Genomic DNA, 20,819 nt, shown 5'->3' on the forward strand with positions numbered 1-20,819 from the left:
CATCTAGCGTCTATTCCGCTTGTGCATTGCGAATGTCACTCCATAAAGATCAATTTAAAATGAATATTGGCAAACCATGACTACAGCTACTTTAGAGCCAAGCGTTGTCTCATTAAAAACGTTGTATGAGCAATCTTTAAGCATTCCTGATTATCAGCGTCCGTATAAATGGACAGAGAAGCATGTCAGAACGCTGTTTGATGATTTGGATTATTTTGTTGCTAGCATCACGCCTAAGAATCGTGATGATGATCGTTATAAGTATCGTCTTGGGACTATTGTTTTACATAAGGAATCTGCTGAAGCAAAAAAGGATATCGTAGATGGTCAGCAACGTACTTTGACCTTTTATCTCATTTGGCATGCCTTACAAGCGAGAAAAACTGAACTAAACAAGGTTAGACTGCCTCAATTTAGTCTAGATATTCCTGCGTGCCGTATTAGCCAAGAAAATCTACGCAGGAATTATGATGTCGTTGTTCGGCTACTCGATAAACCGAGATCTAAGCCTCTAGAAGAATACATTGATATCCTGCTATCTAAATGTGAGTTCGTCATCGTTGAATTAGGCAAGCTCTCTGAGGCTTTCCAGTTCTTTGATTCACAAAACTCAAGAGGATTAGATCTACATCCACATGACTTGTTGAAGGCATACCATCTACGAGAATTTGATCCCTCAGAAGCGCAATTAAAAGCACAAGCTGTTCAGCAATGGGAGCAAAGAAAAGAAAAGGATGTACATAAGATTTTCTCCCATTTGCTTTATCCAATCAGACAATGGACGAAAGGGGAAAAGGCATTCACCTTTGGTAAAGAGCAGGTTGATGGTTTTAAAGGTTTGTCACTGCATCTGGAAGATCGTTTTCCACTAAGCCAGTCATATCGTATCTTGCATAGCATGGTTGATGAGTACAACTGTGATCGCTTCCGTAAAGTAGATCACCTACATTTAGTCTATCCATTTCAAATTACTCAAACGATGATCAATGGGCGACGCTTTTTTGAATGGTTTACGCACTATGAAAGCAAAGCATTAGGTCTGCTTTATCCACTCGGCAATGATGCTTGGGTAGAACCATTATTGAAAACAGAAATGTCGAAAAAAATTTGGAACGTCATCAATGGCGTTACTGTCACTGAGAGTTCTAAAGATTATGTTTACTCTGGTCGAACACGGACGGGTGATGGCTATGTCCGTAAAATACTGAATGCTTTTCTCTTGGCATACTACGATCGTTTTGGTGAAGTAGATTTTTCTAGTGCTTTAGAAATAGGGTTCATTTGGGCTTATAGTTTAAGACTCACGCAATCAAGCATCTATGAATCAAGCATTGAAAGTCATGTCATAGATCACAACCTCTTTAGACGTTTGGGCGAATCCTTAAGACCCAAAGACTTCTTTAATTTTTCTTTGAGTATCATTGATTCGAGTAAGCTAAGCGAGAGAAGTAATAAAAGTAAAGTTGAAGGAATTAAAAAACTATTTGTAGAAATGAAATATATGGCGGAGCAGGGATAAATGTCAAAAGAGCAAACACAGCCATATACCATCTTTCAATTGTTGAGCGAAGATGTAAATTATCAAATTCCTGTATATCAAAGGAACTATGCTTGGGGGAAACCACAGATCCGAGCATTGATACAGGATGTTTATGATTATTATCTAAAATCAAAGGTAAGTGATGAAAACTATTATATTGGTAGTTTAGTCGTAGCGAAAAAAGAAAAGTACTTTGAAGTGTTAGATGGACAACAGCGATTTACGACTTTAAATCTTATCGCTTTATTTTTGAAGTCTAAGCTTAAAAATTCGCAACTAGATCAATTTCAGAAAATACGATTGAGCTTTGAAAGCCGTGAAAAGTCAGCGATTATTTTAAACTCTTTGTGGAAGTTTGCGAGCGATCAAACCCTTGAAAAAGATCTAGATAGATTGAATGTAGAGTATGGTGATCACTCTATCCTGAGAGGCTATCAAATCATTGATGCTGAGTGTTTGAAGATAGTTCAAGAGAGTGAGCTTGAAAAATTTGCAGACTATTTACTGAATCACGTCGTGATTTTACGCACTATGATTCCAGAGCTTGCAGATGTGACGCATTATTTTGATGCGCTGAATAACCGTGGTGAACAGTTAGAAGCCCATGAAGTGATTAAGGCACATTTTCTGAGTCTTTTAAGTGATGATGATGTAAATCGTCATGTTGTTCATCAGGTGTGGTCAGCATGTCAGGATATGTATAAATATGTTGCCTATGGTTTTAATGCAGATCAGCGAAAGCGGATATTTGGTGGTTCATATCATGATTGGTCTGTTAATGATTATGAACAGTTGAAGTCATGCTTACCTATCGAAACACAATTGAAAGATGCTAGGACTGAAGGGAAGAGCTCATATGGGGATCAGCTCACTTTGGAAGGAATTCTAAAGCTTAAGTCTATTCCAGTGACTCAAAAGCCCAATGAAGAGTCGAGTGAGCGCTTCACAAGCATTATTGATTATCCAAATTTCCTGATGCAAGTTTTGAAAATATATGTCAAAACACAATTCACTGATGGTGACTCTAGCAAGATTGCACTCGATGATAAGACTTTATTAGAAAGCTTTAAAAGCACGATTGTAGATGCAGGTCATGTAAAAGACTTTATTTACCTACTTCTGAAAACCCGATATTTATTCGATCTGTATGTCATCAAACGTGAGAATAGTCCTCAGTACAAAGGTTGGTCACTCAAGAAGCCCAAATACTATAGTTCTGGTACTGTGAGCTATGTAAACACCTTTTCGCAATCTGAACAGGAAGGGGAAAATGAATTAGCATTAGAAGGAGGTCAACGAAACCTTGTAATGCTTTTATCAGCATTTCATGTTTCTTATCCGACACATGCACGTAAGAATTGGTTACTCAGCATTTTGTATTGGTTTATTGATCAGAGTGACAACGATATCAGTTTAGAGGCCTATTTTGCATATGTGGAGAACCTGGCACGAAGTATCATCAAGAAACGGTACTTAACAGCAATAGAACAAGACTATGAAAGTTTCATGTATGCTAAAAAAGTTGATTGCGACACTGTAGTGACTTCACAAGATATTGAAACGCATTTTACTTATGGAAAAATTCCACACTTCTGTTTTAACTATTTAGATTACATTTTGTTAAAGAAGGAAAAGGTAAACCATTCTAAATTTTACTTTAGCTACAAAGATTCTATCGAGCATTTCTATCCACAGAATCCTAAGGTAGGTGAACCTTTAAAGGATGATGCACTGTTGCATGGTTTTGGTAATCTAGGATTGGTAAATCAAAGTGAAAATTCTACACTCACTAATGATATGCCGATCCAAAAAGCTAAATGGCTAAGGAATAACAAGAAAGCACCAAACAGTTTGAAGTTGGAGTTGATGATGGAGGTTGCACAGAGCGAATTGGAATGGAATGAAGTGAGTATAGAAAAGCATCAGCAAGCTATGGTAGAGTTGTTATTGGAAGAATTAAATGTAAAAGCATACTCTTAGAGGCATGCTTTTTTATTATGTATACCTTTTAGTATACTAAATGTATTGGATGTTAAAAAAATATAATAAAAACAAAGGTTAGGTACTATTGCATCATGGGCGTTAAGCTAGAGAGATCAGCCACAAGTTCTGAACTGGTCATTAAGAAAAAATCCTTTAAATATATAAAGCAAAACCGAAATCTTTTTCCGAAACACTATCCTCGGAAAACCTGAAAAATAGCCTAAGCTAAAATCCTGTAAAGACTGGTTTGAATGTCAAAAATAATTGCCCCAAGTCTAACAAATTTAATTTTTAGAAAGAAACATAAATCCGCAGGAATCTGTATTTGTACGGACTTAGTCGATATAAAGCATAAAAGGGTATTGATACATGGGTTGCCCATAAAAAAAGCCACCGATAGGCAGCTTTTTATATCTTTTATCAAGATTTAATCAGGGTCATATAATCCCAGGTCGACCAGATGTAATCTGAGAAGGCGGCGGAGTTCCAGTACAGCCTCAGGCGTTTCCTGAACAGAATGTCCACCTTTGATAATTTTATTGGAAGCTGCACCTTCGAGATATGCACTCTGATAAGCAACCACATCATCAGTCATGATATTTTCATCATCACTATCTGTATTATTGCCAATAATCGAGTGAAATTTGAATCCCGGTGCCGGATTAATATCTTTAGTCAGTGCCGTGAATTTTGATTTCTTACTAAGATCACTCGGCCCATTCTGAATCAGATCACGACCAACTTCATGCAGAAAATCACTTAAGCCAATTTCACCTTGGACAGTGTCAGCAAATGCACCCAAAAAGGCACTTGGCACACGAATAATTTTACGTGCCAGTTTGGTATGCCAGCGATCTGCATAATCGGTACCTTTGTGCGGTGCTGCCAGGAAAATAGCACGACTGAAATTCGGAACCGGCTGCATTTTTAAACGCGCTTTAAAGAGTGGATTGTCCCGGAACTTGGTCAACTGGGAATTTTTTACAATATTAAAAGCGGGTTCAGTAATATCTGCATCACTCACCAATAGACGGGCAATGACACCGCCCATACTGTGTCCAACCAGTACAGCTTCTTTTTTGGCTGGTGCATTATTGCTAATACGCGCAAAACCTTGTTGAAGCAGCGCATTAATCTGGAAACGGCTTTCCAGTATAGGCATGTTGGTTGAGTAGAAGACCTGCCACACCTGGAAATTTTCTCTTAAGACCGGATCACCCATAATATCATTCGTTAAACGAATCCAGGCTTCTGGGCTGCTGGCCAAACCATGAATCAGCACTAAAACCTTTTTATTTGGATTATAAGGTTCCAGCATAAACAGATGCGGCATGACCAGATTATCGTCACGATTGATCAGTGTCAGATAAGCTGCGCGTCCCAGATTGTTTTCTGCCAGCCATAGCCCATAAGGCGCTGAAAAGTTTGCCGCTAAAGCATATTCCTTATTGGCAACTTTAATCTTGTCATATTTATACGGGTCATAAAGTTTTAAATGGAAGTTGCTGTTATTCAGGATCTGTTCTACAGAGTTTGCTGATTCTGGAATGGCGGTAATCGTGGTTGCCAGATAACGTGCTGAATGAATAAAAGGATTTATGCCATTTTGATATTGGTAATTTAGTGGATCGACCAGATATTTTTTATCTTTTTTGGAAATTTCTTCTTCTGGCAAGACCACCAGAAACTCAGAGCCGAAACCGTCACGACGGGTAATCGAGCGCAGACCAGAGAAGTTCATGTTATAGGTCGACATTAACTGTTCAATTGGCTGATTCTTGAGCTGGGGGAAATTGTCCAGATTAATGGTATAGATACTGTTTCCAACCTGCAGACGTTGACCGGCTTCTTTAGTTTTATAACGTTCTGCGTAGATCTGGATTAAATGAGCAATTGCCAGGTTATAAAAGTCACGAATCTGAACTTGTCGGTTGTCAAAGATCCGGTCCTGTGGTGCACGTTCAGTCTGGAACAGATAGGCATAACTGTAGCGGATACTTTTATCCAGCATTTGTAACTGCTGTTCCTGACATTTTTGCAGGTTCTGGGTTTGCAGTTGCTGTTTTTCTTCAGATCGAGTTTTAGCCAGAGCACTGGTTTTACATTCAGCCGATTTACCAAGCTGGAGTGATTTAGCTAGATATAATTCACTCGATGTTGAAAGTAATTGCTCATCCAGAATCTGTGGAATTTCTTGTAGCTCTTTCACACATTCTTCTGGATTATTTTCACAGACTTGTGCTTCACGTCCGGTCATGGACAGGACATTCAGACTGGCTTCACTCAACTTATCGCGTGTAAGAATGCTATCGCGTTCATTATTGATGGTGACATTAATAGCCTGCTCTTTAACACTCACCACCTGACAGCCACTCAGTACAGCTGTCATGAGTACAGTGCAAAGTAATGCTATCTTATTTATTTTCTCGTGCATAAAGACTTTGAACACTCATTTAAAATTATAAAGCTTGATAATGCTTTGTATTTTACTAATTTTTTCCCATAAAAATAGACCGCCGAAGCGGTCTATTTGTAATATTATGAATCTGAAATATAGCTTATTGTGCTGGTGTAGGCGCAGGGGTTGTTGGTGCAGGAGCGGCTGTTTGCATGACTTGCCATACGTTCCAGCGACCCTGTTTTTCAATTTCCTGAATCAGACGATCAGCGACTTCAGCTTCTTGCGGATATTTAATTTTGTAATTATTCAGAACCTGAACAGCGTTCTTTTTATTCTCCATGGCAATGTAGTTATTTGCCGCAGATAAATAAGCTTCTTGAACACCCGCCTGCATTGCCTTGTCCAGATACTGAATTGCTTCGCGGTGACCACCACCTTCAGACAGACCAAAACCGAACCAGAAGTTTGCTTCAGCATCATCCTGGTTAATACGAAGAATGCGCTGTGCATAGGTCATTGATTTGGTGGTATAGATAGAACCCAAATCAAGATTACGTGCCATCACGCTGGCCTTAAATGCACGCATTAAGACATCAAATGAAGCATTCGGACGTGAAGCCAAGGTATCCAGCTGTTGAGAAACTTCGCGAAGTTTTGCTTCAAAACCACGGCGTTCCTGACGGTCGCTAAAGCGGGGTGGATAATGACGCGCTTTACCTTCTACCATCTGCAAGAAATCATCGATTTCGGTAATGTCGATTTCATTTTCATTGGCAAGTGCTGCATAACGCATACTGCGTGTATTGCTATCCACCATCGGGATGATCAGCTTGTTCACATCTAGGGTTAACTGTTTAGACGGATCTTTAGGATCAGTGACCACCATTTTCGTCACTGGCTGCGCAGCGGCTTTTTGCAAATGAACTTCAAATGGAGGTGGTTCGTTATAGTTAAATGGATTTAAAGCATAAAATGGCGGAGTAAGTTCAGGTTCAACAAAAACTACCTGATCAGCTGGTTTCTGTTCTTGTTTGCTTGAGGTCGGTGCCATAGAGCACGCCGTCATGGTAAAAGCTAAGCAAGCAATTGCTAAGGGCTTCAAGGTCATAATATCCGTCCATTCATGTTATTTTTTAAAACATCTATTCAAAAAATGCATGATCGTCAGTCTATGAAAAGTGCTGCGATCATGCAAGCAAATGCGTGTTACAAAAGAATTACGATTTATAGTCAGGCCTTGGACTGACTGGTTTGTGCTTCGCACTCACGGCGCGCATCTTCCAGAATTTTAAGTTCTTCCTTGCTAAATGGCTGTTCATTTAACTGGTTTTTCTTAAAAGTCGGGTCAAGCAAAGACAGGCGGTTGCACAGTGTATTCATGCGTTTTTCATTTTGTTGAATACGGTCAAGTAGAACACGCATGCCTTCCAGAATCGGGTCTGTCTGATCCTGTGTTGTTGCATAAGGCTGAAAACCAATGCTTTCTGCATAATCACGACGACGAGCTTCAGCATCATCTTTTGGCTGGTCTTTGGTAATAAATCGGGCAGGATTGCCGACCGCTGTGGTATTCGGCGGAACTGCTTTGGTAACCACAGCATTGGAACCAACCTTGGCATTTTTACCTACCGTGAATGGCCCCAGGATTTTAGCACCTGCACCAACAACAACACCATCTTCCAGAGTCGGATGACGTTTGCCTTTATTCCAGGTGGTACCACCCAAAGTCACACCATGATACAAGGTGACATCATCGCCAATTTCCGCAGTTTCACCAATCACAACGCCCATGCCATGATCAATGAAAAAACGTTTACCAATCTTGGCACCTGGGTGAATTTCGATACCTGTTGCAAAACGGCTAAAAGAGGATAAAACACGCGCTGTACCTTTACAGTCTTTTTTCCATAGCTCATGTGCCATGCGATGCATAATCAGTGCATGGATGCCAGGGTAGGTGGTTAAGACTTCTAAGGTATTGCGTGCTGCAGGATCGCGCGCAAAGACAGCTTGGATATCTTCTTTGAGCTGTTTTAGCATTAGTTTTGATCCTCATCCTGTTGTGATGTATGGGAAGATTTTTTCCAGGTGCCGTTATTCAGTGCCTGAACACGAGTGAAAATACCACGAAGTAAGTGATATTCCATACGATCTAATTGTATACGTCCGAAAAGGCGACGCAAGCGTAAAGGAAGTAATCGTGGGTTTTTTGGATCCATAAATTCAATTTCTGCCAGCATTTTTTCCAGATGCGGGTAGAACTGTTCCATCTGTTCATGGGTCACCAGTGGTTCATCCCATTCCATTTCAATGCCATCAATGACTTGCATGGTGGCTTTTGGATCACGTGGGTGTTCAACCTGATCCAGTGCTGCCATACGCAGTTCATAGCAGATCACCTGAATGGCTTGAGCAACATTCAAAACACCATAATCCGTATTCACAGGAATGGTTAAGTGATAATTCGCCATTGCCAGTTCTTCATTGGTCAGACCGCGGTCTTCACGGCCAAACAGAATCGCAATTTCCTGTTTTTCTTGCACCACAGCAGAAAGTGCTTTTTCTGCCGCTGGACGGACATCTAGTAAAGGCCATGGAATGGTGCGGCTACGCGCACTGGTCCCAAAGACGATCTGGCAATCCTTAATGGCTTCTTCCAGTGTTTCTACGATTTCAATCTGCTCGATCAGATTGGTTGCACCTGCAGCTAGGGCATCAATGTCCGGATGTGGGTAGGTTTTTGGTGCAACCAAGACCAGTTTGCACAGGCCCATAGTTTTCATGGCACGTAAGGCACTACCAATATTGGCAGGCAGGGTGGTATTAACCATGACAATACGCACATGGGAGAGATGTGCTGAAACAGCAGCATTGTCAATTTGACTCATGATGATTCCAGTTTGGATATATTAAAATGGGAGATTTATGAATACTGCGGCTGAGATTCAGCTTCATATTGTGCCAGAGCATCGTCCATACTCATGTCAGCAGGTGGAGGCGGAACCTCGACCGGCTTGGCTTGTTCATAAGATACGGCACGTGCAGCTTTAGACTTCACCTGATACTCGATATAGAGCGCAGTCTTGCCAAAATAATCACGCAGCTTGGCGAGAAGATCATCCAGCGGCGCAACTTTCCAGCTTAAACCCAGATGCAGTTCGGCCGTGGCATAGCCATAATCCAGATATAGAATCACGGGAATATGCGTGCTCATGTCCACATTGGTATATGGCACTAGAATCTGCTGCAAGTCACGGCTGAGGGTTTTGCTGTAATGTTCAGCTTGCAAGGTAATCTTGATGCTGTTAGCACGTTTCTGACGGATTTCATTCAGGCTAAAGGCCTTAGTTAAACGACCGAGTGGACGGTCAAAACCTTCACGTTCGTAGATTTCACCTTCAATCACCACCACTTTATCGACTTGAACAATCTCTTTAAAACGCTGGAAGCGTTCATGGTTGGTAGAAATTTCGATACGTGCCGTACCATCATCTAATGTCACCATCATCCGGTTCGGGAAGTTAGCGACATCGACTACCAGACCGGCAAACACAGTCGTTACACCACGACGGGTTGGGGTTAATTCATTGATCTGGCAAGGAACAAAGGCTTTCAGCTCATTACGATATATATCAATTGGGTGACCCGTTAGATATAGGCCGAGTGTATCTTTTTCACCTTTGAGCCGCACTTCATCTGACCAAGGTTTCACCGGTTTGGCAGGTTTCCGTTGAACTTCTTCAACTTCACCAAACAGGTCCATGATGCCGGTTTCACGGTTTTGACGGGCCTGATCCGCAGCTTGTACCGCTTCAGGCAGTTGCGCCATTAGGTCAGCACGTTCAATACCAAGACAATCTAGCGCACCCGCACGGATCAAGGCTTCGAGCGTACGTTTGTTGATTTTTTTCAGGTCGATACGGTGACAGAAGTCAAACAGGTCTTTATATTGACCTTCTTTCTGACGAGACTCAATCACGGATTGCATAGCCGCTTCACCAACGCCTTTAATTGCTCCTAGGCCATAGACAATGGTTTTTGGGTCGCTGGCATGGAACTGATAAATCGACATATTTACCGATGGTGGCAATACTTCCAGTCCGTTATGACGGCAGTCATCAATCAGGAATACCACGTTGTCAGTGTTCTGCATTTCCGAGGTCATCACCGCTGACATAAATTCAGCCGGGTAATGCGCTTTTAACCAGGCCGTTTGATAGGCAACAAGGGCATAGGCTGCAGCGTGCGATTTGTTAAAACCATAGCCTGCGAATTTTTCCATATAGTCGAAGATATGGTTGGCTGTAGCTTCATCAATATCTTTTTTCGCAGCACCTTCAATGAAGATCTTACGCTGCTTGACCATTTCCTCAGGTTTTTTCTTACCCATCGCACGACGAAGTAAGTCCGCACCACCCAGGCTATAACCGGCACAGAACTGTGCGGATTGCATTACCTGTTCCTGATAGACCATGATCCCGTAGGTCGGTTCTAATACTTTTTCCAGCAAAGGATGCAGGTATTCAAACTCGCCACCATGCATACGGTGGATAAAGTCAGGAATTAGGTCCATTGGACCCGGACGGTACAGGGATACGAAGGCGATAATTTCTTCAAACTTGCTTGGACGCGCTTCCTTCAACATCTTCTTCATGCCGACGGATTCAAACTGGAATACCGCGGTGGTATTCGCCGTCGCAAAGATGTTATAGGCTGGCTTGTCATCCAGAGGAATATAGGAAATATTGACTGGCTCAGTGACATCGGGACGAGCATTAATGTGCTTGATGGCATCTTCAATTACAGTCAGGTTACGCAGACCCAAGAAGTCGAATTTGACCAGGCCGGCAGCTTCGACATCGTCTTTATCGAACTGGGCTACACGTGCTGTACCATCCGCATCACACATCACGGCTGAATAGTCGGTCAGTTTGGTCGGTGCAATCACTACACCACCGGCATGTTTACCGGTATTACGGGTAATGCCTTCAAGCTTGAGTGCCATTTCCCAGATTTCTGAGGCATCGTCATAATCGGGATTCGATGGATTGGTGACGATATCTTTTAGTTGAGGTTCAGCTTCCAATGATTCTTCAAGGCTTAAACCCAGAGGTTTGGTGGGAATCAGTTTGGAAATACGATCAGCCAGACCATAAGATTTACCCAAGACACGGGCTACATCTCGAATCGCACCTTTCGCTGCCATGGTACCGAAAGTCGCAATCTGCGATACCGCATCACGGCCATAAGTCCGTGCCACATAGTCGATCACGCGGTCACGACCAGCGATACAGAAATCGACGTCAAAGTCGGGCATTGACACACGTTCCGGGTTCAAGAAACGTTCGAACAGCAGGTCATAGCGCAGAGGATCAAGATCGGTAATTTTCAAACTATAGGCTACGAGGGAACCCGCACCTGAACCACGGCCCGGACCTACCGGTACGCCATTTCCTTTGGACCATTGAATGAAGTCCATGACGATCAAGAAGTACCCTGGGAAGCCCATATCCAGAATAATCTTGATCTCAAAGGCCAGACGTTCATCATAAGGCTGACGGATTATAGGCCAATCTTCTTCACGTTTTTCTGGTGGATACAGGAAGTTCAGGCGTTCTTCTAAACCTTCTTCACATAAATGTGCGAAGTAGGTGTCAATAGTATGGCCTTCAGGAATTGGATAATCTGGTAGATCGTTGAAACCTAAACGTAGGGTGACATTACAACGTTTTGCGATATGGAAGGTGTTTTCAATCGCGGTTGGAATATCGCTAAACAGTTCCGCCATTTCTGTTGAGCTTTTAAAATATTGCTCAGGGCTATAGGTTTTAGGACGGCGATTATCACCAAGCACATAACCATCTGCGATACAGACACGCGCTTCATGTGCTTCAAAGTCTTCGCGTGCAATAAAGTGCACGTCATTATGTGCGACTACACCGATATTATATTTTTTGGCGAGTTTGACCGCTTCTTCAATGAAAAGGTCTTCATTAGGACGACTGGTACGAGTAAGCGCTAAATATACGCGATTACCAAATTTCTCTACCCATTCTTGTAGTAAAGGTTCAGCCTTATCGGGATTTGAGGTAATCAGCATTTTGCCGACATCAGATTGCATACCTAGCAATACAATCATGTCATCGTGCTGCTTTAAAATCCAATCTTTTTGTACGCAAGGAATATCTAGTTGTTGGCCGCTAATAAAACCTTCAGAAACTAGTTCAGTCAGGTTGCGCCAGCCTTTATTGGTCATGGAAAGCAGGGTGACACGATGCTCGGCATCATTCAGGCGGATTTCAGAACCGAGAATTGGCTTGATGCCTTTATCCAGACATTTTTTATAGAATTTGACTGCGGCATGCAGATTAGACAAATCAGTTAGCGCGAGTGCTGGCATCTCGTCATTAGCAGCAGCTTTGACCAGGTCCGGTATCCGTACGATGGATTCAGTAATCGAAAATTCTGTATGAATACCAAGATGAACAAAGTGCATAAATGAGTCCCTGCAAAAACCACTCGATAGTTTAGCACGGGATTTATTGTTTCAGTTTGAAATTGAGGGGAAATGCTGAACTTTTAGATTGTGAATTAGAATTGACTTAAAGCTATGCTTATCATTTTATCGAAATAGAACTACGCACCCAAATTGAATTTGTATGAGGCGACATGGATGTCGCCGTTGGCTTGTGATACAGGGAAGTATCATCAAGCTAACAGAAGATTTTTGTTACTTTTGATCTTTCAAAAGTAAAAGAAGAATTTCAAGTGTCAGTAAGTTTATTCATAAAGTTATTTGAAAATTAGAATTTCATTATTTTTACTTTAATTTAAATTTTGAGTAGTTATGCCTTACTTTTGACGGGCCAAAAGTAACAAAACCCCTCGTTGATCTGATGGCACTTCCTGAGCAAGCTTTAAGCATTGCTTTAAAGCTTGTGTAAGACAGATCAACGGCAGCATCCATGCTGCTAAGTCATGTATCAAATGTTCGCTTCGATGTTTAAGATGCAGATATTTTTATGGGTAGAAAATAAAACCCTCAAAAAGAGGGCTTTATTTACTTAGGAATTTAGCTTAACGAAGTCGCGATAACCAGTCGCCAACACTTTGTACAATCTGCACCAGAATCAATAAGACAATCACAGTCATGATCACCACAGATGTATCAAAACGCTGATAACCATAAGAGATCGCTAAGTCACCAATACCACCAGCACCAACGGCACCCGCCATTGCGGTTGCACCAATCAGGCTAATGGTTGCTGTGGTCAGGTTCAGAATCAGTGAGCTACGTGCTTCTGGCAGAATAAACTTAAAGATAATCTGCATTGGCGTTGCTCCCATCGCTTGTGCAGATTCGATAATGCCTTCATTCACTTCCAGTAGAGAAGTTTCTACCAGACGGCCGATATAAGGACCGACATAAATAGTTAGAGGTACAATCGCTGCCCAAGTACCGATAGAAGTACCGACCAAGAATTTTGTTAAGGGAATAACTGCAATCAGCAGAATAATAAAGGGTAGGGAGCGCAGTGCATTCACAATCGGGTTTAGAACGTGGTAAATCACACGATTTGGCAGAATCCCGTTTGGACGTGTTACCAGCAAAGTGATCGCTTGAATAAAGCCCCAGATACAGCCAAATAGCATTGCGAAGAACACCATATGAAAGGTTTCTTGCAGTGCGGTGACAAACTGATCCATCGACAGCGAACTTTTCCAGAATGGCGCAGTAATAGTGGTCAACCACTGTACAATTAAGTCTCTCATTCTTGTACTCCTGCCTGATCTACTTGTACGCCGTTATCTCTCAGATATTGCATTGCAGCTGTGATTTGCGCTGAATCGCCTAAAAGTTGGATAAACATCTGACCAATCACCGACCCATTAATTTCTGTCATATTGGCAAACAGGATATTCAAGCTGATATCAAACTGTTTGATCACACCCTGAATCACGGTTTCCTGCGCAGAGCTGCCCAGGAATTTTAAACAATAAATACTGTGATGATTCTGGTTTTCCAGATTCGCCAGAATATTCACTGGCAAGTTTTGCTGGAGTACAGTTTGAATGAAATTCTTGGTTGTTGGATGCTGAGGTTGACTAAAGATCTGCAGGGTAGAACCGGTTTCAATCACATCACCTTTTTCCATGACAGCCACATAATCACATACGGTCTCAATGACATCCATTTCATGGGTGACCATAACAATGGTAATGCCTTGTTCCTGATTAATGCGTTTCAGCAATTGCAGTACAGATTTGGTGGTTTGCGGATCTAAAGCAGAAGTTGCTTCATCACACAGCAGAATTTTCGGATGATTCGCGAGGGCACGCGCAATACCCACACGTTGTTTTTGACCACCTGACAATTCATCTGGGAAAGCATGCCGCTTATGTTTCAGATCAATAAAATCCAGCAGTTCTTCGAGACGTTTTTCTCGTTCAGCTTTACTCCAACCAAGCAATTTCATTGGCATTTCAATATTGGCAGCCACCGTTTTGGTCTGCATCAGATTGAAGTGCTGGAAAATCATACCGATCTGGGTACGTTCCTGACGCAATGATTTGGCATCCAAAGCAGTAAAGTCCGTGCCATTGATAATCACCTGACCAGAAGTAGGGCGTTCAAGCAGATTAATTAGGCGGATCAGGGTACTTTTACCGGCACCACTATAGCCAATAATGCCAAAGATACTGCCGGTTGGAATCTGTAAATTAATCCGATTCAAGGCACGTAAGGTTTGACCCTTGAGCTCATACTGTTTGGAGATGTCTTTAAATTCAATCATAGTGTCAAATACTGCATCAAGAATAAAAAAACAGGCAAGAAATCTTGCCTGTTCTGAATATTGATTATTGTATTACTTTTCTTCGGTTAAATAAGTCACTGGTTTATTGACAGCAACTTTAGTACCACCGAAGTGTTCATCAACATAGGCTTTCACAGCAGGAGTATGATACAACTGGCCAACTTTTTGAAGTACAGGATCATTTTGACGGTCAGCAGCGACAGCTAAAATGTTAACATTCATTTTAGTACTTTGATCAATCGCTTCGTAATAGATCGCATCTTTCAATACGTTCAGACCACCTTCCATTGCCAAAGTATTACCTAGAACAATCGCATCTACTTCATCTTTCACACGGACTGCAGTCGCCATTTGAATTGGCTTGATGACAATCTGTTTCGCATTTTCAGTGATGTCAGCAGGCGTACCTTTTACCAGGTCAAAGTTTGGTTTAAGTTTTACCAGACCCGCAGATTGTAAAAGTAACAATGCACGTGATTCATTCGCGCCATCGTTAGGAATAGCAATTGTCGCACCTTGCTTAAACTCTTCAACTTTTTTCACTTTGCTTGAGTAAATCCCCATTGGCTCAAGATAAGTCGTAGAAAGTGGAGCGATCTTTTGAGTATTGGCGTCGTTATAAGCCACCATATAGGCATAAGACTGGAATGCGTTAACATCAATTTCTTTGTTGGCAACCGCAGTGTTCATCGCAACATAATCAGTGAAGTTTTTCACATCAAGTTTGATGCCGGCTTGTTTAGTTTCAGGCAAAGTTGAAATGTAGCGCCATACGTCAGCATCTGAACCAGTGGATGCCATAGTAACTGTTTGAAGTTCACCTGAGTCTTTGTTTTGTGCTGCGTCCGTTGCAGGCGCTTCTTGTTTTCCGCATGCAGTTAGTGTCAATACAGATGCACTGAGTAAAACGCCAAGTAGCTTTTTCATAAAGATGTCCTAATTCTCGTGTTGCCTAAAGTATATGCATTTTAAGGTCATGTTAAAGTGGAGTTTTATTACACTTTCATCTGACTCTGGATCGATGTCGCATGTGGCTCCGGCAGGGAAAATGCAAATGTACTGCAACAGTTCACGTTAATTCGATCGGGTCAGAGTTCACCAAACCACTATATCGGTTTTCTATTTGGAGAGAGTAAATAGAGATTTTATAAAAGATATAGTCAAATTTGGTGCTCTGAATGGGCGCAATCATAGCAATTATTATTTATTCGATATAGTGGATAAAAACTATCTACTTATCTATTTAGTAGAATATATATTAGATGAAAATGATTAAAATATTAATGAATACAATATATTATTTTTATTGAAGATAAATCAGAATTACATATCGCTTAAAGATTGATCTTTATAAGATTTTATCCAATAGAAATCATAAAAATGAATAAACATGATAAATACATCAGCTCATTAAGCTACTGAAAGATCTTTTTTAATAAATGTTTAGGGAGGATTTGAGCCGTGTCTTATTTACCTAAGTAATTACTTTGATTTCATACAATACATGCCAACATAAAGGGTGATCTTCCGGCAGCTTTGGATGCTGAAATTCTTGAGTCTTTACCATACCTATCTTTTTCATCACAGCCTCAGATGGGGTATTTGATTTGGCAGTAAACGACGCAACTTTATCTAGGTTTAAAGTATTAAAGGCATAATCTAGGACTGCACGTGCACCTTCAGTCGCATAACCTCGATGCCAATACTTTTTGGCAAGTCGCCAGCCAATTTCAACACAGGGTGAAAACTCAAACAGATCAGGTTGTGGTTGCAGGCCAATAAAGCCAATAAATTCTTTAGACTCTTTTAATTCAACTGCCCATAAACCCCAACCATGTTGATCAATCTGTCGAGTCACTTTTTCAATAAAATGTAGACTTTGTTCAGGTGTCAAAGGGGCGGGGAAATAACGCATAACTTTATCATCTGCACACATTTGGATAAATAGGGCAGTGTCGGAGTCTTGCCATTGGCGGAGGATCAGGCGAGGGGTGCTAATGGTGTAGGAAGGCATATTCATGCTTAATTAAATAAATTTTCTATATGATAAGAAGTTTGGTATAAGATATCTTAATAATTTCTTAATTTTTAATAATAAATTACAAAAGGTGTAAATTGACTGACTCCATAGTTTTACAGCTACAAATGCTTGCAAGCGATCCCAATAGTGACATTGAGGAACTTTTAAACAAAGCATTACTTGTTGCATCAAAACTTAAGATTAAAGAATTCAAGAAGTGGTGTGAAGCAGAATTGGCTGGATATGGTAAAGATAATGTACCTGATTATAGAAAGTTTAATGGTCAATTAAAAGTTTTTAATCCTTATCATGGTTTACAGCCTTTTATTATTCCTGATGAATTTGATTCTATAGTAACTCATGTTGATATGTATGATTCTATTGGACAAATACAAAATTTATTAAAACAGAATAATTCACACTTTATTAAAACTTTATCAAATAAACAAAAGATAGCTTTAATGCGATTGCAGGATGATTATGTTCAACTTGAACCCCGAGTTATTATTTATCCATCACAGCTTTTAGCAATTATAACGAAAGTTAGGAATAGCATTTTGAGATGGTCGATAGAGTTGGAAGAGGAAGGGATTTTAGGAAAAGGTTTTAGATTCACTGAAAAAGAAAAAGAGGTTGCCATGTCAGTTCACAATTATCATATTCAGAATATGCAAGGGGTTGTTGGTCATGTTAATGAAAGTACGGTTAATCAAAATAATCAAATGAATGTTTATGCTAAAGATTTTGATTCTTTGGCACAGGTACTAACTAATAACAAAATTACTTTTTCAGATATCCAGGAATTAAAAGATGCAATTGATGCAGATGATCTCCCAAATAAATCTAAGAAATTTGGAAAAAATGTAAGTGAATGGATTGGTAAAATGGTAGGCAAAGCTGCTACAGGAAGTTGGGAGATTAGTGTGGCTACAGCGGGTACTTTGTTGGCTGAGGCTATTGGTAAGTTTTATGGTTTCTGAATAAAAAACCCCGAACGAATCGGGGTTTTATTAATCTAAATTTAGATTAAGCATTTTCACGCGCAATTGCACGGTAACCAATATCTTTACGGTATTGAACACCATCAAACGTTACTTTTTGGCAAAGTTCTAAAGCTTTGGCTTGCGCTTCACCAATGGTATTACCCAGTGCAGTGACACAAAGAACACGACCACCCGCAGTGACAATTTCACCTTTTTCATTGGCTTTTGTACCTGCATGGAAGACTTTCGCATCAGTCATTTCAGTATCTAAACCTGAAATCACATCGCCATTACTAGAAGTTTCAGGATAGCCTTTAGATGCCAGTACGATCCCGACAGTTTTACGCTCATCCCATTCAGCTTCTGCAGGTAAATTACCTTCAAGACCTGCTTGGACTAAATCAACCAAAGATGATTTTAAACGCATCATGATTGGTTGAGTTTCTGGATCGCCAAAACGACAGTTGAACTCAATCACTTTTGGTTGGCCTTTGTCGTCAATCATCAAGCCTGCGTATAAGAAACCTGTGTATACGTGACCATCTTTTTTCATGCCTTCAACAGTCGGACGCATCACTTCATTCATGGCTTTTTCGAATACGTCAGCAGTCACAACAGGAGCAGGAGAGTATGCTCCCATACCGCCAGTGTTCGGACCTTGGTCGCCTTCAAAAATACGCTTATGGTCTTGCGATGTTGCCATTGGCAAGATGTTGTCGCCATCAATCATACAAATGAAAGATGCTTCTTCACCAGCAAGGAATTCTTCAATCACTACACGAGAACCCGCATCACCAAATTTGTTGCCTGCCAGCATGTCATCAATCGCATCAAATGCTTCCTGATTAGTCATGGCAACAATTACGCCTTTACCGGCAGCAAGACCGTCAGCCTTGATCACGATTGGTGCGCCATTTTTCTCAACAAATGCTTTTGCTGCGTCTACTTCAGTAAATACATCGTAGAAAGCAGTTGGAATGTTATGGCGTTTTAAGAAGTGCTTCGCGAATGCTTTAGAGCCTTCAAGCTGCGCAGCAAATTGAGTTGGACCCCAAACTTTCACGCCTGCTTCGCGGCAAGCATCAACTACACCATTTACTAATGGTGCTTCAGGACCCACAATAATCATTTCAACTGCATTGTTTTTTGCAAAATCAATGATGGCAGGGTTATTGAGAATGTCCAAAGCGACATTTTCACATTTATTTTCAGTTGCGGTGCCTGCATTGCCCGGTGCAACAAATACTTTTGCTACTTGATCGTCTTGTGCGATTTTCCATGCAAGTGCATGTTCACGGCCGCCACCACCTAAAACTAAAATGTTCATCTTTAGAAAATTCCCTCGAAAATGAAATTCCACAAACCCAATGAGGTTTAAAAATCTTTTAACATCTTATAGCAAGATATTAAACAATCTACTGATGTAGCAAACCCTCCTTATGAAAAGGAGGGTTTGAAATTTAATACTTAAAAATTAGTGGCGGAAATGACGCATGCCAGTGAATACCATTGCAATACCAGCTTCGTCAGCTGCTGCAATTGTTTCTTCATCACGCATAGAACCACCCGGTTGGATAATGCATTTGATACCAGCTTTGGCAGCGTTATCAATACCATCACGGAATGGGAAGAATGCGTCAGACGCCATTACAGCACCTTCAACCACAAGACCTGCATGTTCAGCTTTGATTGCAGCAATACGAGCAGAGTTGACACGGCTCATTTGACCTGCGCCCACACCAATGGTTTGACGATTTTTCGCATAAACAATCGCGTTAGATTTCACGTATTTCGCAACTTTCCAAGCGAAGATCATGTCATCGATTTCTTGTTCAGTTGGAGCGCGTTTAGTCACAACTTTCAGGTCATCTTTAGTGATCATGCCCAAGTCTTGATCTTGAACCAATAAACCACCGTTTACGCGTTTGTAGTCAAGCTGTGGAGCACGTTCGTTAATTGCTGGAAGTTCACCACATACGAGTACACGTACGTTTTTCTTCGCGCCAGTCACTTCAAGTACGCCGTCAGCGATGCTTGGTGCAATGATCACTTCAACGAATTGACGATCCACAATTGCTTGTGCAGTTGCAACGTCTAATTCACGGTTGAATGCAATGATGCCACCGAATGCAGATTCAGGGTCAGTTGCATAAGCAAGATCATAAGCAGCTTTGATGCCGTCTAGAGAAACTGCAACACCACATGGGTTCGCATGTTTTACGATCACACAAGCAGGTTTCGCAAATGATTTCACACATTCAAGTGCAGCATCAGTATCCGCGATGTTGTTATAAGAAAGTTCTTTACCTTGTAGCTGCTTAGCAGTCGCAACAGAAGCTTCTTTTGCAGCAGGATCTACATAGAAAGCAGCAGACTGATGCGGGTTTTCACCGTAACGTAAGTCTTGAGCTTTGTTTAATTGAGTATTGAAAGTACGTGCAAATTTGTCTGCCTGACCTTCTTCTTTACCTACGCGAGCGCCTAAGTAAGATGCGATCATACCGTCATATTGAGCAGTATGTTCGAATGCTTTAACCGCAAGGTCAAAACGGGTAGCATAAGATAAAGCACCTTCAGCTTTAAGCTCAGCAATTACAGTTGCATAGTCAGCAGCATTTACTACGATACCAACAGACGCGTGGTTTTTCGCAGCAGCACGAACCATTGTTGGACCACCGATGTCGATGTTTTCAATTGCATCAGCTAGTGAACAGTTTGGTTTCGCTACAGTTGCAGCAAATGGATACAGGTTAACAACGACAAGATCGATCGCATCGATGTTGTGTTCAGCCATCACAGCTTCGTCTAGACCACGACGAGCCAGGATGCCACCATGAATTTTCGGATGTAGCGTTTTTACACGGCCGTCCATCATCTCTGGGAAACCAGTGTGCTCCGAAACTTCTACTACAGCAACATTATTGTCTTTCAACAATTTGTATGTACCACCTGTAGATAAAATTTCTACCCCAAGAGCAGCAAGGTCTTGTGCAAATTCCACAATACCGGTTTTATCGGAAACAGAGATTAAAGCGCGTTTAATAGTCATGATCTTCGTCACAGTTACCAAGGAACA

At 41.2% G+C, this 20,819-nt stretch carries 14 protein-coding genes; 3 read left to right on the forward strand and 11 right to left on the reverse strand.

Annotation, left to right across the window (positions count from 1 at the left end; genetic code table 11):
* The first annotated feature begins 76 nt into the window (after nt 1-76).
* Complete coding sequence (locus FTV34_RS00875) at nt 77-1,519, forward strand: DUF262 domain-containing protein (protein WP_180068479.1); 1,443 nt, start codon at nt 77-79, stop codon at nt 1,517-1,519.
* Nucleotides 1,520-3,520: a DUF262 domain-containing protein gene (locus FTV34_RS00880; protein WP_180068481.1), complete on the forward strand. Its 2,001-nt coding sequence runs from the start codon at nt 1,520-1,522 to the stop codon at nt 3,518-3,520.
* Between the two features lie 430 nt (nt 3,521-3,950).
* Here FTV34_RS00880 and FTV34_RS00885 read toward each other — a convergent pair whose 3' ends face one another.
* The 9 genes from FTV34_RS00885 to FTV34_RS00925 form a co-directional block, all read right to left on the reverse strand.
* The gene (locus FTV34_RS00885; RefSeq protein ID WP_180068483.1) at nt 3,951-5,957 is read right to left on the reverse strand and encodes a triacylglycerol lipase; all 2,007 of its coding nucleotides are present in this window, start codon (nt 5,955-5,957) and stop codon (nt 3,951-3,953) included.
* 124 nt (nt 5,958-6,081) lie between these two features.
* A complete protein-coding gene (locus tag FTV34_RS00890) occupies nt 6,082-7,032 on the reverse strand; it encodes an ABUW_2363 family tetratricopeptide repeat lipoprotein (protein ID WP_004786208.1) in 951 nt (316 codons plus the stop codon).
* A 122-nt stretch (nt 7,033-7,154) separates the two neighbouring features.
* The gene (gene cysE, locus FTV34_RS00895; protein WP_004786206.1) at nt 7,155-7,964 is read right to left on the reverse strand and encodes a serine O-acetyltransferase; all 810 of its coding nucleotides are present in this window, start codon (nt 7,962-7,964) and stop codon (nt 7,155-7,157) included.
* Nucleotides 7,964-8,812, reverse strand: coding sequence for an RNA methyltransferase (locus FTV34_RS00900; RefSeq protein WP_180068485.1), 849 nt, complete (start codon nt 8,810-8,812; stop codon nt 7,964-7,966). Before FTV34_RS00900 ends, cysE begins: the two co-directional genes overlap by 1 nt.
* Nucleotides 8,813-8,847: 35 nt before the next feature.
* Nucleotides 8,848-12,420 carry a DNA polymerase III subunit alpha gene (gene dnaE, locus FTV34_RS00905; RefSeq protein ID WP_180068487.1) on the reverse strand — a complete coding sequence of 1,191 codons (3,573 nt, stop codon included), beginning with the start codon at nt 12,418-12,420 and terminating at the stop codon, nt 8,848-8,850.
* 581 nt (nt 12,421-13,001) lie between these two features.
* Nucleotides 13,002-13,697 carry a methionine ABC transporter permease gene (locus FTV34_RS00910; RefSeq protein WP_180068488.1) on the reverse strand — a complete coding sequence of 232 codons (696 nt, stop codon included), beginning with the start codon at nt 13,695-13,697 and terminating at the stop codon, nt 13,002-13,004.
* On the reverse strand, nt 13,694-14,719 hold the full coding sequence (locus tag FTV34_RS00915) for a methionine ABC transporter ATP-binding protein (RefSeq protein ID WP_180068490.1): 1,026 nt from the start codon (nt 14,717-14,719) through the stop codon (nt 13,694-13,696). Before FTV34_RS00915 ends, FTV34_RS00910 begins: the two co-directional genes overlap by 4 nt.
* Before the next feature lie 72 nt (nt 14,720-14,791).
* Nucleotides 14,792-15,667: a MetQ/NlpA family ABC transporter substrate-binding protein gene (locus tag FTV34_RS00920; protein ID WP_005235248.1), complete on the reverse strand. Its 876-nt coding sequence runs from the start codon at nt 15,665-15,667 to the stop codon at nt 14,792-14,794.
* Nucleotides 15,668-16,214: 547 nt separating this feature from the next.
* A complete protein-coding gene (locus tag FTV34_RS00925; RefSeq protein ID WP_257226083.1) occupies nt 16,215-16,760 on the reverse strand; it encodes a GNAT family N-acetyltransferase in 546 nt (181 codons plus the stop codon).
* A gap of 95 nt (nt 16,761-16,855) precedes the next feature.
* Between FTV34_RS00925 and FTV34_RS00930 the strand changes: the two genes are divergently transcribed.
* On the forward strand, nt 16,856-17,740 hold the full coding sequence (locus tag FTV34_RS00930) for a hypothetical protein (protein ID WP_180068492.1): 885 nt from the start codon (nt 16,856-16,858) through the stop codon (nt 17,738-17,740).
* Nucleotides 17,741-17,786: 46 nt separating this feature from the next.
* On the opposite strand, the gene purD is transcribed toward FTV34_RS00930, so the two are convergent.
* Both purD and purH read right to left on the reverse strand, forming a co-directional pair.
* Nucleotides 17,787-19,070 (reverse strand): phosphoribosylamine--glycine ligase, encoded by a 1,284-nt coding sequence (gene purD / locus FTV34_RS00935; protein WP_180068494.1) that lies wholly within the window; start codon nt 19,068-19,070, stop codon nt 17,787-17,789.
* 147 nt (nt 19,071-19,217) lie between these two features.
* On the reverse strand, nt 19,218-20,792 hold the full coding sequence (purH, locus tag FTV34_RS00940; protein WP_180068496.1) for a bifunctional phosphoribosylaminoimidazolecarboxamide formyltransferase/IMP cyclohydrolase: 1,575 nt from the start codon (nt 20,790-20,792) through the stop codon (nt 19,218-19,220).
* Nucleotides 20,793-20,819 lie beyond the last annotated feature (27 nt).

Source organism: Acinetobacter sp. YH16038 (assembly GCF_013417275.1).
Lineage (GTDB): Bacteria > Pseudomonadota > Gammaproteobacteria > Pseudomonadales > Moraxellaceae > Acinetobacter.

Excerpts from the sequence above, each read along its gene's own strand:
- FTV34_RS00875 (WP_180068479.1), top strand. The coding sequence starts at position 77 with ATGACTACAGCTACTTTAGAGCCAAGCGTTGTCTCATTAAAAACGTTG.
- FTV34_RS00915 (WP_180068490.1), bottom strand. The coding sequence starts at position 14,719 with ATGATTGAATTTAAAGACATCTCCAAACAGTATGAGCTCAAGGGTCAA.
- purD (WP_180068494.1), bottom strand. The coding sequence starts at position 19,070 with ATGAACATTTTAGTTTTAGGTGGTGGCGGCCGTGAACATGCACTTGCA.
- dnaE (WP_180068487.1), bottom strand. The coding sequence starts at position 12,420 with ATGCACTTTGTTCATCTTGGTATTCATACAGAATTTTCGATTACTGAA.
- FTV34_RS00900 (WP_180068485.1), bottom strand. The coding sequence starts at position 8,812 with ATGAGTCAAATTGACAATGCTGCTGTTTCAGCACATCTCTCCCATGTG.
- purH (WP_180068496.1), bottom strand. The coding sequence starts at position 20,792 with ATGACTATTAAACGCGCTTTAATCTCTGTTTCCGATAAAACCGGTATT.
- FTV34_RS00890 (WP_004786208.1), bottom strand. The coding sequence starts at position 7,032 with ATGACCTTGAAGCCCTTAGCAATTGCTTGCTTAGCTTTTACCATGACG.
- cysE (WP_004786206.1), bottom strand. The coding sequence starts at position 7,964 with ATGCTAAAACAGCTCAAAGAAGATATCCAAGCTGTCTTTGCGCGCGAT.
- FTV34_RS00920 (WP_005235248.1), bottom strand. The coding sequence starts at position 15,667 with ATGAAAAAGCTACTTGGCGTTTTACTCAGTGCATCTGTATTGACACTA.
- FTV34_RS00925 (WP_257226083.1), bottom strand. The coding sequence starts at position 16,760 with ATGAATATGCCTTCCTACACCATTAGCACCCCTCGCCTGATCCTCCGC.
- FTV34_RS00885 (WP_180068483.1), bottom strand. The coding sequence starts at position 5,957 with ATGCACGAGAAAATAAATAAGATAGCATTACTTTGCACTGTACTCATG.
- FTV34_RS00910 (WP_180068488.1), bottom strand. The coding sequence starts at position 13,697 with ATGAGAGACTTAATTGTACAGTGGTTGACCACTATTACTGCGCCATTC.
- FTV34_RS00880 (WP_180068481.1), top strand. The coding sequence starts at position 1,520 with ATGTCAAAAGAGCAAACACAGCCATATACCATCTTTCAATTGTTGAGC.